Here is a 15,661-nt window from a genome sequence, read left to right on the forward strand (position 1 = left end):
GCCTTGCCTTGTTCGCGGTCCGGGCAGGGCGGGGCATGTGCAGGGTCTGCGCACCTCACGCCGGACGAGAACCGGAGTCGACCCTACCGGTCGGCGCTCCGCACACAAGTCCCCCCTTCCTCCCCCACGAATGAGGCGAGGAGCGAACCATCAATTCCTTCAATTACCGAGCGCGGCGCACCAATTCATAGGCATCCCACAGATCTCTGCCCGTGTAGGCGTGGGTCGCGAGACCGGACAGATGACTGTCCGCATTGACCGCGACGGAGACCGGCACCGTGCTGAAGAGGTCCTTGTCCGAGGCCGAGTCCCCATAGGCAACGCAATCGGCCCGGCTCACCCCGAACTCCTCGCACAGCCGGCCGGCGATCAGGACCTTGGCCGCGGCGCTGAGCACCCCGGCCGGATCCACGGGCTCGGTGAACGGCACGGCGGGAAAGCGCGATCCGTACGCCGCGTGGGCACCCCAGGTGGTGAGCCGCTCGACGAAGAAGGACGGCGAGAGCGACACGACGGCGCAGTAGTCGCCGTTCTCCCGGATCTCCTCCCAGACGTCACGGATTCGGGCCAGCCACGGAGCGCCCTCGAAAGCGGCCGTCACATGGGCCTCGGTGAGCTCTGCCCACAGTTCGCGCACCCGCGCGGCGTACTCGGGCGGCTCTAGCAGCCCCGTCGAGATCGCCTGGTCGAGTGCCACGGTCTCGGCTTCCAGCCCCAGTTGTCGGGAGATCTCCACGGGCGAGGAAGTGCCGTACAGCAAAGTGCCGTCGAGGTCGAAGAGATGAAGTCTGGCCATGGTTCCCGAGGCTAGCCGGGTCGGATGACGACACCTCGGCGAGGATCCCTGAAGCGCTTTGGTCAGGACAGCGCCGACGCTTGGGCAAGGACGCCGGCGCACCGCAAGGCCGTGGGATGCCTGCCGTTCGCTCAGGTTTCACGTGAAACACGGGCCGTCTGTCGAGGTGCTGTGCAGTCGGCTACGACATGGCCAAAACCTCGTACATCTCCCCGGAAACAGGTGGACGCCGAGGGCACCCGTCAGACAGCCTGACCTGCGTGTCGACACCTTCCCTCGCCGATCTGCCCATCCGCCGACTGACGCTGCGCGATCTCGCCGCCTGCGCCGACTTGTCCGAGGACCGGGGGTGGCCGCGCGAGGAGCACAAGTGGGGCTTCCTCCTCACCTCCGGGAAGGGATACGGCATCGACGACCCCGACGGCGGCCTCGTCAGCGCCTGTGTCGTCACCGAGTACGGCCCGCAGGACCGCCCCGATGTGGGGGCCATCGGCATGATGCTGGTCGCCGAGCGACATGCACGCCGAGGCATCGGCCGCCGGCTGATGCGTCACGTGCTCGCGGCGATGGACACCACCCCGCTGACCCTGCATGCGACGCCCAACGGCCGCCCGCTCTACGAGGAACTCGGCTTCAAGGCCACCGGCCGGGCGGAGATGGTGCGGGGCCACTTCATGGCCGCCGGGTACGAGCCCGCCGTCGCCACGCGCGCGGCGACCGCAGAGGACCTCACCGCCATCCTCCGCCTCGACGCGGAGGTCTTCGGCGCCGATCGCACGCATATCGTGACGCGACTGCCCGCCTTCGCCGACCAGTTGCGGGTCGCCGAGGAGAACGGCCGGATCATCGGGTACGCGGGCGCGTGGCCCAACATGGACAACCATGTCGTGGGGCCACTGATCGCCCGGGACACGGAGACGGCGAAAGCGCTCATCGCCTCGCTGGCCGCACACACCGACCTCAAGCTGCGTACCGACATCGACGTGCGGCACGAGGAGCTGCTGACGTGGCTGAAGGAGCGCGGGCTGGCGTCCGTTGCCTTCAACTCGGTCATGACCTACGGCATTTCGGAGTTGCCCGGCGACTGGAGCCGGCGGTTCGCGCCGGTGACGGTGGCCGCGGGGTGAGGGGCGGCGGCGTGGCGACGGCTTGCTGAGAGCAGCCGAAGTGGTGATGCCGGGTCCTGGTCGGGACCCGGCATCGTTCGGTGCGGCTCAAGGTGGCTGGTGCGGCTCGGTCGGCCCTGTCCGGTTCAGTGGTGGACGGCCGCCCGCCGCTCGGCCGGTACCGCCCCTGCCACGACCTCGCTGGGCGCGCCGACTCGGCGCTCCAGGGCGGCCGAGAGAAGCGCGAGCCCCAGGGCGGCAGCGGCCAGGACGGCACCCACCCAGTTCGGAGCGGTGTAGCCGAGACCGGCACCGATGACGAGGCCGCCGAGCCAGGCGGAGAGCGCGTTGCCGAGGTTGAAGGCACCGATGTTCACCGCCGAGGCGAGTGTCGGGGCGCCGTGCGCCTGGTCGAGGACGCGCTTCTGCAGCGGCGGGACCGTGGCGAACCCCAGGGCGCCGATGAGCGCGATCGTGACGGCCGCGAGGACCTTGTTGTGCGCGGTGAACGTGAAGAGCGCGAGAACGACGGCCAGGCCGCCCAGAGACACGTACAGCAGGGGCATCAGGGCGCGGTCCGCGTACTTGCCGCCGATGAGGTTGCCGCCGACCATGCCGAGGCCGAAGAGGACGAGCAGCCAGGTGACGGAGCCGTCGGCGAACCCGGCGACGTGGGTCATCATCGGCGCGATGTAGGTGATGGCCGCGAAGACGCCGCCGAAGCCGAGCACCGTCATCGCCATGGCGAGCAGGACCTGGGCGTTCTTGAAGGCGGCCAGTTCGTGGCGCAGGTGCACGCCCTTCGGCCTGGGCATGTCGGGGACGAGCTTGGCGATGCCGGCCAGGCCCAGGACGCCGAGCCCGGCCACGAGGGCGAAGGTGACGCGCCAGCCGACGGTCTGCCCCACGAGGGTGCCCAGCGGGACGCCCACCACGTTGGCGACGGTGAGGCCGGTGAACATCATCGCGATGGCTCCGGCCTTCTTGTCCGGGGCGACCAGCTCGGCCGCCACGACCGAGCCGATGCCGAAGAAGGCACCGTGGGCGAGTGAGGCGACCACCCGGCCGATCAGCATCACGCTGAAGGTGGGGGCCAGGGCGGACAGCAGGTTGCCGGCGATGAAGAGGCCCATCAGCACCATCAGCATGCGCTTGCGGGAGACCTTGGTGCCGAGCACCGTCATCAGCGGAGCACCGAACATGACGCCGAGCGCATAGCCCGTCACCAGGAAGCCGGCCGTGGGGATGGAAACCCCGAAGTCACCCGCGACCTCGGGCAGCAAGCCCATGATCACGAACTCGGTGGTTCCGATTCCGAAGGCCCCGATCGCGAGAGCCAGGAGCGCGAGAGGCATGAGGGTCTGCACCTTCCAGGTAATTGCAGGAGCGCTTTACACTCGAAGACAATACTTGCAGACGCCTGATACTTGCAAGCGCCGACTATTGCAGCCCTGCTCTATCCTGGTTTCAGTCGTTCCGGGACGAAGGAAGCGCCGATGACAGCGACGGACCCCGCACTCACCGCCCTCGCACAGGGCTGGTGCGCCCTCTCCCTGCTGCACGGGAGGATCGAGGCCCATATCGAGCGGGCTCTCCAGGCGAAGCACGACCTCAGCGTGCGCGAGTACTCCCTGCTCGACGTCCTCAGCCGACAGCACGACGGAGACGGCGGCCATCTGCAGATGAAGCAGGTCGCCGACGCCGTCGTCCTGAGCCAGAGCGCCACCACCCGGCTGGTCACCCGCCTGGAGGACCGCCTCCTGCTCACCCGCTACCTGTGCCCCACCGACCGCCGCGGCATCTACACCAACGTCACCGAGGCAGGTCTCAAGCTCCTCGACGAGGCCCGGCCGACCAATGACACCGCCCTGCGCGAGGCTCTCGACGAAGCGGCCAGGAACCCCGAACTGGCCCCGCTGGTCCGGGTCGTGGAGTCGCTGAACGTGCCCGCATAGGCTGGCCGGCATGGGAGATCTTGAAATACGCGCTGCTGCCGCCGCCGATGTCCCCGCGATCGTCGCCATGCTCGCGGACGACCCGCTGGGCGCGCAGCGCGAGTCACCGGACGACCTCGCCCCCTACTTGACCGCCCTGGAGCGGCTCGTCGCAGACCCGAACCAGCACCTCGTCGTCGCCGTCCGCGAGGACCGCGTCGTGGGCACGCTCCAGCTCACGATCATTCCCGGGCTCTCCCGACGCGGCTCCACCCGGTCGATCATCGAAGGCGTCCGCGTCCACTCCGACGAGCGTGGCAGCGGTCTGGGTACGCAGCTCATCGAGTGGGCGGTCGATCAATCACGGCGCCAGAACTGCCAGTTGGTGCAGCTGACCTCCGACGCCACCCGCACCGACGCACATCGCTTCTACGAGAGGCTGGGCTTCGAGGCCTCACACGTAGGCTTCAAGCTGCCGCTCTGACGCTCGGGCGCACCGTTCCGACCCCTGGGGCTTGTTTCACGTGAAACAAGCCCCAGCCGCTCAGCCGATACCGCGCCAACCCTCCGGGTCCACCCCACCCGGCACAGGCGAGCCCTCGTCGTACGGCTGACGCGTGAACACGAACGACCCAAGGTCCAGATGGCTCACAGCGCCGTCAGGCCGCCGTACGGCCCTCAGAAGCTCTCCGGCGAAGTAGCCCTCGATGCCGGTCCACGTGCCGTCAGCATTCCTGCGAAAACGTGAGCGGCGACCGATGCCGCTCAGGGGATCAAGCGAGACGCCGCCCTCGGTCGCCAGCCGCAGGGCGAACGCATGCGTCCCCCAATACCACTGCCCCGCCAACTCCAGCACAGCTGCGTCGACTTCGGGCAGGGGCCGCCACGGCTCCGGAATCCGCGGCTCGGCCTCCGCGACGATCCGTACGAGGTCGGCTCCCACAGAACCCAGCAGTGGCCCGGAGGTGCAGTTGGCCAGCACCACCGCGGCCACGTCGTCCGCCACGCTGATGGTGAGGTTGGCCAGGAATCCCGGCAGGGACCCCGAGTGCCCGACGAGCAGTCGGCCGTCCCGGCTCTGCACCTGCATCCCCAGACCGTACGTCGCACCGTCCACGACATCCGCGGCCTCGGCCGGAGCGGCGGGCGTCCGCATCTCCCGTACCGTCTCCGCACCCAGCACCCGGTCGTCGCCCTTCGCCAGGAAGGCCGCGAACTTCGCCAGGTCGCCGGTGGTGGACCAGAGTTGGCCTGCCGGTGCCATCCGGCCGAGGTCCTCGGTGGGCTCCGGAAGCATCACATCGGCCCAGGGATGCACCGCCCAGCCACCCGCGTGCGGCGCCCGGGGCTGAGCGCTCGTGCTGTCGAGGCCCAGGGGTTCGAGCACTTCGTGCCGGAGGACGTCCTCCCATGAGGCGCCGCGGAGCTCCTCGACCAGCGCGCCCAGCAGGGTGTAACCGGGGTTCGAGTAGTGGAAGCGGCGGCCGCCGGGGTGCAGGAAGGGCTGCTCGCCGAGCACGTCGGCCAGTTCGGGACGCAGCGAGCCAGGGCTGCGCTCCCACCACGGCCCCGGCGACTCGGCCGCCAACCCGGCCGTGTGCGCGAGGAGTTCGGCGATGGTGGCCTCCCCCGCGCCGGTGCCCGGCAGATGCTTCTCCAGCGGGTCGCCGAGGTCGAGCAGTCCCTCGTCGCGCAGCCGCAGCACGAGAACGGCGGTGAACGTCTTGGTGATCGAGCCGATGCGGTACTGCACGTTCTCGTCCGGTCCGTGCCCGTCCACCGACGTCCGCGAGCCGTGCCAGACGGCCCGCCCGTCCCGCACGACCGCCGCGACCAGCGATGGCGTACGTCCCTCGGCCTGCGCGACGGCGATGCGGTGCAGCAGCGCCCGGCGCGTGCCTGGAAGCAGTTCTTCCTGAGATGTCGTCATGGGCCCAGTCCACCCCGCGGAACACCGCGACGTCGAACGCTTTGGGCCCGAGACGGGCGGCTCAGGTCTGGGCCATGTCCACGAAACGCGAGTAGTGGCCCTGGAAGGCGACCGTGATCGTCGCCGTCGGACCGTTACGGTGCTTGCCCACGATGATGTCCGCCTCGCCGGCGCGCGGTGACTCCTTCTCGTAGGCGTCCTCGCGGTGCAGCAGGATCACCATGTCGGCGTCCTGCTCGATGGAGCCGGACTCACGCAGGTCGGACACCTGCGGCTTCTTGTCCGTGCGCTGCTCGGGGCCACGGTTGAGCTGTGAGAGCGCGATCACCGGGACCTCGAGCTCCTTGGCCAGGAGCTTGAGGTTACGGGACATGTCCGAGACCTCCTGCTGACGGCTCTCGGAGCGCTTGCCGGACTGCATCAGCTGCAGATAGTCGATGATCACGAGCTTGATGTCGTTGCGCTGCTTCAGACGACGGCACTTCGCGCGGATCTCCATCATCGACAGGTTCGGGGAGTCGTCGATGTAGAGCGGCGCGGCCGAGACCTCGGGCATCCGACGGGCCAGCCGCGTCCAGTCCTCGTCCGTCATGGTGCCGGAACGCATGTGGTGCAGGGCCACCCGCGCCTCGGCCGACAGCAGACGCATCGCGATCTCGTTGCGCCCCATTTCCAGGGAGAAGATGACGCTCGGCAGGTTGTTCTTGATCGACGCCGCCCGCGCGAAGTCCAGCGCCAGCGTGGACTTACCCATGGCGGGACGGGCCGCGATGACGATCATCTGGCCCGGGTGCAGGCCGTTGGTGAGCGAGTCCAGGTCCGTGAACCCCGTCGGCACACCGGTCATCTCGCCCGTGCGGGAGCCGATCGCCTCGATCTCGTCGAGCGCGCCCTCCATGATGTCGCCGAGCGGCAGATAGTCCTCGCTGGTGCGTTGCTCGGTGACCGCGTAGATCTCGGCCTGGGCGCGGTTGACGATCTCGTCGACGTCGTCGTCGGCCGCGTATCCCATCTGGGTGATGCGGGTGCCGGCCTCGACCAGACGGCGCAGGACCGCGCGCTCGTGCACGATCTCCGCGTAGTACTCGGCGTTGGCCGCCGTCGGCACCGTCTGGACAAGGGTGTGCAGATACGATGCGCCGCCGACCTTGTTGATCTCACCGCGCTTGGTCAGCTCAGCCGCGATCGTGATCGGGTCGGCCGGCTCGCCCTTGGCGTAGATGTCGAGGATCGCCTGGAAGATCGTCTCGTGCGCCGGCTTGTAGAAGTCGTGTCCTTTGATGACCTCGACGACGTCGGCGATGGCGTCCTTCGACAGGAGCATGCCGCCGAGGACGGACTGCTCGGCGTCGAGGTCCTGCGGCGGGACACGTTCGAAGGACGTGCCCCCGCCGTCCCATTCGCCGCTCTCCCGGCCGCGGTCGTGCTGCTCGTCGCGACCCCGGCCACCTTCGCCGCGGCGGCGCGAGGCAGGCAGGCGATCACTGGGACCGCTGTCGGCCCACGGATCGTCCAAGGGCTCGGAAATGCTCACCGAGCCACCTCCTCCCGTCCGCGGAGCGGACCTCGCCGTGCTTCTCTTTTTCTACGGCACGGCACTGACAAATGAGAGGCCCAACTCCGGTTCTGGCAGCGTCGGTTTTGTGATGGTTTCCAGGCCGACAGACGGAGCGGGCGCCGGACCACGGTAGGCCCGACGGCACCGTCAGCCAATCTGGTTATCCACAGGCCATGTGGACGACGGCCCGGATGCTGTGGAGAACTCCGCAAAACCTGTGCACGACCCGGTGGACAGGCCTGTGAACAAGCTCGCGCTTCTCGTTCGAGACCAGCCCTGACCTGCACTCTTCCCATCCACCGGCTGTGCAGAAGAAAAACTTCCCCAGTCGGACCAAGATCACATCGAACGACACACGGAAGCGCACGCAACAACACGGCAAGTAAGGGTCATTAACCCATTGCATCTCTTACCTGTGGACGATTAGATTGGTGCTCATGACACATGCTCCGGCGACCACGCGCGCCACACGGCGACAGCATGACCGAGAGATCGTCGCTCTGGCCGTCCCGGCCTTCGGGGCACTCGTCGCCGAGCCGCTCTTCGTCATGGCCGACAGCGCGATCGTGGGCCATCTCGGCACCGCGCAACTAGCGGGACTGGGGGTCGCCTCGGCTCTCCTCATGACAGGCGTCAGCATCTTCGTCTTCCTCGCCTACGCCACCACCGCGGCCGTCGCCCGACGTGTCGGCGCCGACGATCTCCCGGCCGCCATCCGGCAGGGCATGGACGGCATCTGGCTGGCACTCCTGCTCGGCGCCGCGGTCGTCGCCGTCGTCCTGCCCACCGCACCGGCCCTGGTGGAACTCTTCGGCGCCTCGGACACCGCCGCTCCGTACGCGACCACCTATTTGCGGATCTCGTCCCTCGGCATCCCGGCCATGCTCGTCGTCCTCGCCTCAACCGGAGTTCTGCGCGGACTGCAGGACACGAAGACACCGCTGTACGTCGCCATCGGCGGCTTCGTCGCCAACGCCGTCCTCAACGTGGGCCTCGTCTACGGCGCCGACCTCGGCATCGCCGGCTCCGCCTGGGGCACCGTCATCGCCCAGTTCGGTATGGCCACCGTCTACCTCGTGGTCGTCGTCCGCGGAGCCCGCGCCCACGGCGCCTCACTACGCCCCGACGCCGCAGGTATCCGGGCATCGGCGCAGGCCGGCGTCCCACTGCTCGTCCGCACCCTCTCGCTCCGCACGATCCTGATGATCGCCACGGCCGTGGCGGCCCGTCTCGGCGATGCCGACATCGCGGCGCACCAGATCATCCTGTCGCTGTGGAGCCTGCTCGCCTTCGCCCTGGACGCCATCGCCATCGCCGGACAGGCCATCATCGGCCGCTACCTCGGTGCCGGCGACGTCCAAGGCGCCCGCGAGGCGTGCCGCCGCATGGTGCAGTGGGGCATCGCGGTCGGCGTGATACTCGGCCTCGCCGTCGTGGCGGCCCGTCCCGTATTCCTTCCGCTGTTCACGAGCGACTCCGTGGTGAAGGACGCGGCACTGCCCGCCCTCCTCGTGGTGGCGCTCGCCCAGCCCATCTGCGGGATCGTCTTCGTCCTGGACGGCGTCCTGATGGGGGCGGGTGACGGACCCTACCTCGCCTGGGCCATGGTCCTGACTCTGGCGATCTTCACGCCCGTGGCCCTGCTCATTCCCGCGTTCGGCGGAGGCCTCACCGCGGTCTGGGGAGCGATGACGCTGATGATGGCGGTGCGCATGCTGACTCTCTGGCTGCGGTCCCGCTCGGGCCGCTGGATCGTCACCGGCGCCACGCGCTGACCGAGGGCCGCGCTGAATCAGGCGTGCCACGCTGACTGTTTCACGTGAAACCCTCTGTTTCACGTGAAACACTCCTCGGTCCGCCCGCACGCAAGAAGGGCCGCACCCGATGGGTGCGGCCCTTCTCAGCTGCTCAAACCGAGCGCAGCGTCACGCAGCGACGACCTCGATGTTGACCTTGGCGGCCACCTCGGGGTGCAGACGCACGGACGTCTCGTGGGCGCCCAGCGTCTTGATCGGCGAACCGAGCTCGATGCGGCGCTTGTCGACCTCGGGGCCACCGGAAGCCTTGATCGCCGAGGCGATGTCGGCCGGGGTGACGGAACCGAAGAGACGACCGGCGTCGCCGGAGCGAACGGCCAGACGAACCTTGACGGCCTCGAGCTGACCCTTCACCTGGTTGGCCTGCTCGATGGTCTGGATCTCGTGGATCTTGCGAGCGCGACGAATCTGCTCGACGTCCTTCTCGCCACCCTTGGTCCAGCGGATAGCGAACTTCCGCGGGATCAGGTAGTTGCGAGCGTAGCCGTCCTTGACGTCGACGACGTCACCCGCGGCACCGAGGCCGGAGACCTCGTGGGTAAGGATGATCTTCATTGGTCGGTCACCCTTCCCTTATCGCGCGGTGGAGGTGTAGGGCAGCAGCGCCATCTCACGGCTGTTCTTGACGGCCGTGGCGACGTCACGCTGGTGCTGCGTGCAGTTGCCGGTCACGCGGCGGGCACGGATCTTGCCGCGGTCGGAAATGAACTTCCGCAGCATGTTCGTGTCCTTGTAGTCCACGTACGTGACCTTGTCCTTGCAAAAAGCGCAGACCTTCTTCTTAGGCTTGCGCACAGGCGGCTTCGCCATGGTGTTTCTCCTGTGTGATCAAGAAGTGTGGGTACGACCCACCCTCGGCCCGAAGGCCTAGAAGGGGGGCTCGTCCGAGTAGCCGCCGCCCTGCTGGCCACCGCCGGAGTTTCCACCCCAGCCGCCGCCACCGCCGCTGCCCTGGCTGCCACCGGCGGGTGCGCCGGTAGCCCACGGGTCTTCGGCGGGAGCGCCGCCGCTCTGCTGGCCGCCGCTGGAGTTTCCACCCCAGCCGCTGCCGGCCTGGCCACCGCCGCCACCGCCGCTGTAACCGCCCTGGCCACCGCGGCCGGCGCCGCCGGCAGTCTTGGTGACCTTGGCCGTGGCACTGCGCAGGCTGGCGCCGACTTCCTCGACGTCCAGCTCGTAGACCGTGCGCTTGACGCCCTCACGGTCCTCGTAGGACCGCTGCTTCAACCGGCCCTGCACGATGACGCGCATGCCTCGCTGGAGCGACTCCGCGACGTTCTCCGCCGCCTGACGCCAGACCGAGCAGGTCAGGAACAGGCTCTCGCCGTCCTTCCACTCATTGGTCTGACGGTCGAAGGTGCGGGGGGTGGACGCGACACGGAACTTCGCGACCGCCGCACCGGAGGGGGTGAAGCGCAGCTCGGGGTCGTCGACAAGATTGCCGACGACCGTGATGACGGTCTCGCCTGCCATGGGGAACCTCTCGGCGGGTTTGCTGCTCTGGCTGCTTGGTTGCTGCTACTCGAATCCCGAGATCAGCTGAGCGGGAGGCTCAGTGGGTCTCGGGGCGGAGGACCTTGGTCCGGAGGACCGACTCGTTCAGGTTCATCTGGCGGTCGAGCTCCTTGACGACCGCAGGCTCGGCCTGCAGGTCGATGACCGAGTAGATGCCCTCGGGCTTCTTCTTGATCTCGTACGAGAGCCGACGACGGCCCCAGGTGTCGACCTTCTCGACCTTTCCGTTGCCCTCACGGACGACGGAGAGGAAGTTCTCGATCAGGGGGGCGACAGCGCGCTCCTCCAGATCGGGGTCGAGGATGACCATCACCTCGTAGTGACGCATGTGGAACCCACCTCCTTTGGACTCAACGGCCACGGTCGTTCCGTGGCAGGAGGGTTGTAATGCGTACGCAAAGGTATCGGCCGCCACTGACAATCGGGGCTTCCTCGCGGTAGTCCCGGTCGTGACATGGGCAGACACCAGTGCAGACGGTACAGAGTACCCGCACCATGGCTTCCGGTTGAAATCCGGCCGCCAGGAACGACAATCTGTACACATCGGGTGTGTATGGCGCTACGATGCGCCGCCTTTCGCAGGAGGTGCCCTATGGCACAAGCATTGCGACCCAACACCGTCGGAGGCCTGTTCGCCACGGACGGCAAAGCCCACCCCCTCCAGGACACCCTGCTCGCGGTGACCCTGGTCCTGGGGCTCACGTCGTTCATCACGGCGATGTTCCACAGCCTGCACCTCATCAGCTCCTGGACCGGACTGGTGGGGATCCTCGTCGGCGCGTACGGCCAGTGGATCTCGGAGACGACCCGCGAACGCTTCGGACTGATCCTCGGTCTCGGCGCCTCGGCGATCGGCTTCTTCCTCGGCATGGCGCACGGCGGCCTCTTCGGCGGAGTCATCAGCTGACGCCTAGGGCACCGTCCCCCTAACACCACACAAAGCACCGCGGAACGCCTCGGCGGCCCACCGGCCGGGGCGCAGGTGCCGTACGCCCAGTCAGGGCGCTCGCCAGGCGCAGTAGGCTTCGGCGCGAGAGCCGGAGCCCCTGTACCCATGGGGACACACCAGCCCGAGGAGCGCCCCGAATGAGCCTGACCCTGAGGACGATCAGCCGCGAGCAGCATCTGGCATACATCCAGAGCCTGCCGTCGGCTAGCCACATGCAGGTTCCGGCCTGGGCAGACGTCAAGGCGGAGTGGCGCTCCGAGAGCCTCGGATGGTTCGACGACAAGACCGGCGAGTTGGTCGGTGCGGGCATGGTCCTCTACCGGCAGCTCCCCAAGATCAAGCGCTACCTCGCCTATCTGCCCGAGGGCCCGGTCATCAACTGGTTCGCGCCGAATCTGGCCGACTGGCTGGAACCGATGCTCGCGCACCTCAAGCACCAGGGCGCCTTCTCGGTGAAGATGGGCCCGCCGGTGATCATCCGGCGCTGGGAGGCCACCTCCATCAAGGCCGGCATCCAGAACCCCGACGTGAAGCGGCTGCGCGACATCGAGGCCGACTTCATCGAACCGCGCGCCTTCGAGGTCGCCGACAAGCTCCGTCGTATGGGCTGGCAGCAGGGCGAGGACGGGGGCGCCGGCTTCGGCGACGTCCAGCCCCGCTACGTGTACCAGGTGCCGCTGGCGAACCGGTCCCTGGAAGAGGTCCACAAGAACTTCAACCAGCTGTGGCGCCGCAACATCAAGAAGGCCGAGAAGGCCGGTGTCGAGGTCGTCCAGGGCGGTTACCAGGACCTCGAGGAATGGCAGCGGCTCTACGAGATCACGGCCGTGCGTGACCACTTCCGGCCCCGCCCGCTGTCGTACTTCCAGCGCATGTGGACGGCCCTCAACACCGAGGACCCCAACCGCATGCGGCTGTACTTCGCCCGCCACAACGGCGTGAACCTGTCGGCGGCGACGATGCTGATCGTCGGCGGACACGTCTGGTACTCCTACGGAGCCTCCGACAACATCGGCCGTGAGGTCCGGCCCTCGAACGCGATGCAGTGGCGGATGCTGCGTGACGCCTACGCTCTCGGCGCGACCGTCTACGACCTGCGCGGCATCTCCGACTCGCTGGACGAGACCGACCACCTCTTCGGCCTGATCCAGTTCAAGGTCGGCACGGGCGGCCAGGCCGCCGAGTACCTCGGCGAGTGGGACTTCCCGCTGAACAAGCTGCTCCACAAGGCGCTCGACATCTACATGTCGCGGCGCTGAACCCCAGCTGTTTGCTTCGATAGCTTCGGCACGTTCGTTCGCTTCCATACCTCTGATACACCGCAGCCACGAGAAAGGTTCCGGGTCCGGCCATGGCGCTCACGCTCTACGTCGACACCGCGCGCTGGCGTGCGCACCACAAGCACGTGCAGGACCAGTTCCCGGGTCTCGTCCCGGTCTGCAAGGGCAACGGCTACGGCTTCGGGCACGAGCGGCTGGCGGAGGAGGCCACGCGACTGGGCTCTGACGTCCTCGCGGTCGGCACGACGTACGAGGCCGCGCGCATCAAGGACTGGTTCGGCGGCGACCTGCTGGTGCTGACGCCGTACCGGCGCGGCGAGGAGCCCGTGCCGCTGCCGGACCGGGTCATCCGTTCGGTGTCGTCGATCGACGGGGTCTACGGCCTCGTGGGCGCCCGCGTGGTCATCGAGGTGATGTCCTCGATGAAGCGTCACGGCATCAGTGAGCAGGACCTGCCGCAGCTGCACTCCGCCATAGAGAACGTCCGTCTCGAGGGCTTCGCCATCCACCTGCCGCTGGACCGTACCGACGGCTCGGACGCCGTCGAGGAGGTCATCGGCTGGATGGACCGGCTGCGCGCGGCGCGCCTGCCGCTGCACACGATGTTCGTCAGCCACCTCAAGGCCGAGGATCTCGCCCGGCTCCAGCAGCAGTTCCCGCAGACCCGCTTCCGCGCCCGCATCGGCACGCGGCTGTGGCTGGGGGACCACGAGGCCACCGAGTACCGCGGGGCGGTCCTGGACGTCACTCACGTGGCCAAGGGCGACCGGTTCGGCTACCGACAGCAGAAGGCGGCCTCGGACGGCTTCCTGGTCGTCGTGGCGGGCGGTACGTCGCACGGGGTGGGCCTGGAGGCTCCCAAGGCGTTGCACGGCGTCATGCCGCGCGCCAAGGGCGTGGCCCGCGCCGGCCTCGCCACGGTCAACCGGAACCTTTCTCCGTTCGTCTGGGGCGGCAAGCAGCGCTGGTTCGCCGAGCCTCCGCACATGCAGGTGTCGATCCTGTTCGTCCCCTCCGACGCCCCGGAGCCGAAGGTCGGCGAGGAGCTGGTGGCCCATCTGCGGCACACCACCACGCAGTTCGACCGGATCGTCGACCGCTGAGCGTCGTACGGACGACTGAAGAGCCGTACACAGACAGCCGAAAGGCCGTACACGGAACTCCCGTGTACGGCCTTTCGCGTGGGCCGACCACGCCTTGTTCGCTCAGAGCGAACGGTCTGGGGAACAGGCCGGATCGCCCCACTCCACCTGCGGCCCCCCGAAGTGGGCGGCGTGGCGCGGGGGATGAGCCGCTGGGCCCAGGACGAACACGTCCTCCGCCCCGTCGAGCACGCCTCCCGAGGGGTCGTCGTCGCCGGCCCGGCGCACTACGTCCCGTTCCGGCATCCAGATGTCGCGCACCACCACGGCACACAGGTACAGCGTCCCGAGCAGGTGCAGCCCGATGGCCCAGTGATAGCCGTCCTGGGGCAGGCCCTTGTGGGCGTCCGCGCTGGTCGTGTACGCGAGGTACATCCAGATCCCCAGGAAGTACGCCACCTCGCAGGCCTGCCAGATCAGGAAGTCCCGCCACCTGGGCCGCGCCAGTACGGCGAGGGGGATCAGCCACAGGACGTACTGCGGCGAGTAGACCTTGTTGGTGAGGATGAACGCCGCGACGATCAGGAAGGCCAGCTGGGCGAAGCGCGGTCGGCGTGGGGCGGTCAGGGTGAGCGCTGCGATGCCGACGCAGGACAGCAGCACCAGCAGCGTGGCGAGCGTGTTGACCGTTTCGGTGCTCAGCGGGTCGGTCGAGTTCTGGGCCAGGATCAGCCAGAAGGACCCGAAGTCGACGCCCCGTTCCTGGCTGAACTCGTAGAACTTCGACCAGCCGTCCCAGGCGAGGAGCATCACCGGAAGGTTCACGACCAGCCAGGAGACGGCGGCACCTCCCAGTGCCTTTCCGAAGTCCCGCCACTTGCCCGCGCGCCAGCACAGCACGAACAACGGGCCCAGGAGGAAGACGGGGTAGAGCTTGGCGGCTGTGGCGAGGCCCAGCAGGACACCGAAGGCGAGAGAGCGGCCCCGCGACCACATCAGCATCGCCGCGGCCGTCAGGGCGACCGCCAGCAGGTCCCAGTTGATGGTGGCGGTCAGCGCGAAGGCGGGCGCCAGGGCGACCAGCAGACCGTCCCAGGGCCGCCGGGCGTGCGTACGGGTCACGCATACGGCGATGACGGCGGCGCACGCCATCAACATCCCGGCGTTGACCATCCAGTACCACTGTTCCTGGTCCTGGATGCTGCCGCTGCCGGGCGTGAGCCAGGAGGCGACCTCCATGAACACACCGGTCAGCACCGGGTATTCGAGGTACTCCATGTCGCCGTTGAGCTTGTCGAAGTACGGCACGAGCCCGTCGGCGAAGCCGCGCCCCGCGTAGAGATGCGGAATGTCCGAATAGCACGCGTGCGTGTACTGCGAACTGGCGCCGAAGAACCAGCCGCCGTTGTAGCAGGGCGCCTTCTGGACCAGGCCGAGGGCGAACATCCCGATCGCCACGAGCGCGATGATGCGCACGGGAGTCCACCAGGACGTCCCTAGCAGCGCACGCCGCCCGATGGGACCACCGATCAACTCACTGCCGTTCGCGGCGATCTCGTCGTCCTTGGTCGGCCGCACAAGGTCCGGCTCGTGCACGCTCGCTTGCGTCGATTCTGCGCTGGGCATGGGGCACATCCTGCCGTACGTCTCTAGGAATACGCCGAGGGCCGCCACACCTGGTCGGTGCGACGGCC

General features: G+C 68.2%; 16 protein-coding genes. 7 read left to right on the forward strand and 9 right to left on the reverse strand.

Annotated elements, in window-relative coordinates; all coding sequences use genetic code 11:
- Positions 1–163: 163 nt before the first annotated feature.
- Entirely contained in the window at positions 164–796 is a 633-nt protein-coding gene (locus OHU89_RS25070) for an HAD family hydrolase (RefSeq protein WP_405645995.1), read from the reverse strand.
- A gap of 260 nt (positions 797–1,056) precedes the next feature.
- Between OHU89_RS25070 and OHU89_RS25075 the strand changes: the two genes are divergently transcribed.
- Positions 1,057–1,923: a GNAT family N-acetyltransferase gene (locus tag OHU89_RS25075; RefSeq protein WP_405645997.1), complete on the forward strand. Its 867-nt coding sequence runs from the start codon at positions 1,057–1,059 to the stop codon at positions 1,921–1,923.
- Between the two features lie 125 nt (positions 1,924–2,048).
- On the opposite strand, the gene OHU89_RS25080 is transcribed toward OHU89_RS25075, so the two are convergent.
- Positions 2,049–3,257 (reverse strand): MFS transporter, encoded by a 1,209-nt coding sequence (locus tag OHU89_RS25080; protein ID WP_405645998.1) that lies wholly within the window; start codon positions 3,255–3,257, stop codon positions 2,049–2,051.
- Between the two features lie 141 nt (positions 3,258–3,398).
- Between OHU89_RS25080 and OHU89_RS25085 the strand changes: the two genes are divergently transcribed.
- Both OHU89_RS25085 and OHU89_RS25090 read left to right on the forward strand, forming a co-directional pair.
- Positions 3,399–3,857: a MarR family winged helix-turn-helix transcriptional regulator gene (locus tag OHU89_RS25085; RefSeq protein WP_266890131.1), complete on the forward strand. Its 459-nt coding sequence runs from the start codon at positions 3,399–3,401 to the stop codon at positions 3,855–3,857.
- A 10-nt stretch (positions 3,858–3,867) separates the two neighbouring features.
- A complete protein-coding gene (locus OHU89_RS25090) occupies positions 3,868–4,320 on the forward strand; it encodes a GNAT family N-acetyltransferase (protein ID WP_405646000.1) in 453 nt (150 codons plus the stop codon).
- 60 nt (positions 4,321–4,380) lie between these two features.
- On the opposite strand, the gene OHU89_RS25095 is transcribed toward OHU89_RS25090, so the two are convergent.
- Both OHU89_RS25095 and dnaB read right to left on the reverse strand, forming a co-directional pair.
- Positions 4,381–5,766: a serine hydrolase domain-containing protein gene (locus tag OHU89_RS25095; RefSeq protein ID WP_405646002.1), complete on the reverse strand. Its 1,386-nt coding sequence runs from the start codon at positions 5,764–5,766 to the stop codon at positions 4,381–4,383.
- Positions 5,767–5,827: 61 nt separating this feature from the next.
- Positions 5,828–7,300 carry a replicative DNA helicase gene (gene dnaB, locus OHU89_RS25100; protein ID WP_171142166.1) on the reverse strand — a complete coding sequence of 491 codons (1,473 nt, stop codon included), beginning with the start codon at positions 7,298–7,300 and terminating at the stop codon, positions 5,828–5,830.
- Between the two features lie 461 nt (positions 7,301–7,761).
- Between dnaB and OHU89_RS25105 the strand changes: the two genes are divergently transcribed.
- Positions 7,762–9,099, forward strand: a complete 1,338-nt coding sequence (locus tag OHU89_RS25105; protein ID WP_405646004.1) for an MATE family efflux transporter — start codon at positions 7,762–7,764, stop codon at positions 9,097–9,099.
- A 150-nt stretch (positions 9,100–9,249) separates the two neighbouring features.
- Here the strand turns inward: OHU89_RS25105 and rplI are convergent, their stop codons facing one another.
- The 4 genes from rplI to rpsF all read right to left on the reverse strand — a co-directional run bounded on the left by rplI (position 9,250) and on the right by rpsF (position 10,984).
- Complete coding sequence (rplI, locus tag OHU89_RS25110; protein WP_046256488.1) at positions 9,250–9,696, reverse strand: 50S ribosomal protein L9; 447 nt, start codon at positions 9,694–9,696, stop codon at positions 9,250–9,252.
- Between the two features lie 18 nt (positions 9,697–9,714).
- Positions 9,715–9,951 (reverse strand): 30S ribosomal protein S18, encoded by a 237-nt coding sequence (gene rpsR, locus OHU89_RS25115; protein ID WP_003949403.1) that lies wholly within the window; start codon positions 9,949–9,951, stop codon positions 9,715–9,717.
- A 57-nt stretch (positions 9,952–10,008) separates the two neighbouring features.
- Positions 10,009–10,614 carry a single-stranded DNA-binding protein gene (locus tag OHU89_RS25120; protein WP_405646006.1) on the reverse strand — a complete coding sequence of 202 codons (606 nt, stop codon included), beginning with the start codon at positions 10,612–10,614 and terminating at the stop codon, positions 10,009–10,011.
- A gap of 79 nt (positions 10,615–10,693) precedes the next feature.
- Positions 10,694–10,984: a 30S ribosomal protein S6 gene (gene rpsF, locus OHU89_RS25125; RefSeq protein ID WP_005482942.1), complete on the reverse strand. Its 291-nt coding sequence runs from the start codon at positions 10,982–10,984 to the stop codon at positions 10,694–10,696.
- Positions 10,985–11,248: 264 nt separating this feature from the next.
- Here rpsF and OHU89_RS25130 point away from each other — a divergent pair, with 264 nt between their 5' ends.
- From OHU89_RS25130 to OHU89_RS25140, 3 genes are all read left to right on the forward strand, one after another.
- Complete coding sequence (locus OHU89_RS25130; protein WP_351675307.1) at positions 11,249–11,563, forward strand: hypothetical protein; 315 nt, start codon at positions 11,249–11,251, stop codon at positions 11,561–11,563.
- 179 nt (positions 11,564–11,742) lie between these two features.
- Positions 11,743–12,864 (forward strand): peptidoglycan bridge formation glycyltransferase FemX, encoded by a 1,122-nt coding sequence (femX, locus tag OHU89_RS25135; RefSeq protein ID WP_266890118.1) that lies wholly within the window; start codon positions 11,743–11,745, stop codon positions 12,862–12,864.
- 92 nt (positions 12,865–12,956) lie between these two features.
- Entirely contained in the window at positions 12,957–13,988 is a 1,032-nt protein-coding gene (locus tag OHU89_RS25140; protein WP_307028519.1) for an alanine racemase, read from the forward strand.
- 102 nt (positions 13,989–14,090) lie between these two features.
- On the opposite strand, the gene OHU89_RS25145 is transcribed toward OHU89_RS25140, so the two are convergent.
- On the reverse strand, positions 14,091–15,593 hold the full coding sequence (locus tag OHU89_RS25145) for a glycosyltransferase family 87 protein (protein ID WP_405646008.1): 1,503 nt from the start codon (positions 15,591–15,593) through the stop codon (positions 14,091–14,093).
- Positions 15,594–15,661: the final 68 nt, after the last annotated feature.

The sequence above is a fragment of the Streptomyces sp. NBC_00019 genome (assembly GCF_045041015.1).
Taxonomy (GTDB): domain Bacteria; phylum Actinomycetota; class Actinomycetes; order Streptomycetales; family Streptomycetaceae; genus Streptomyces.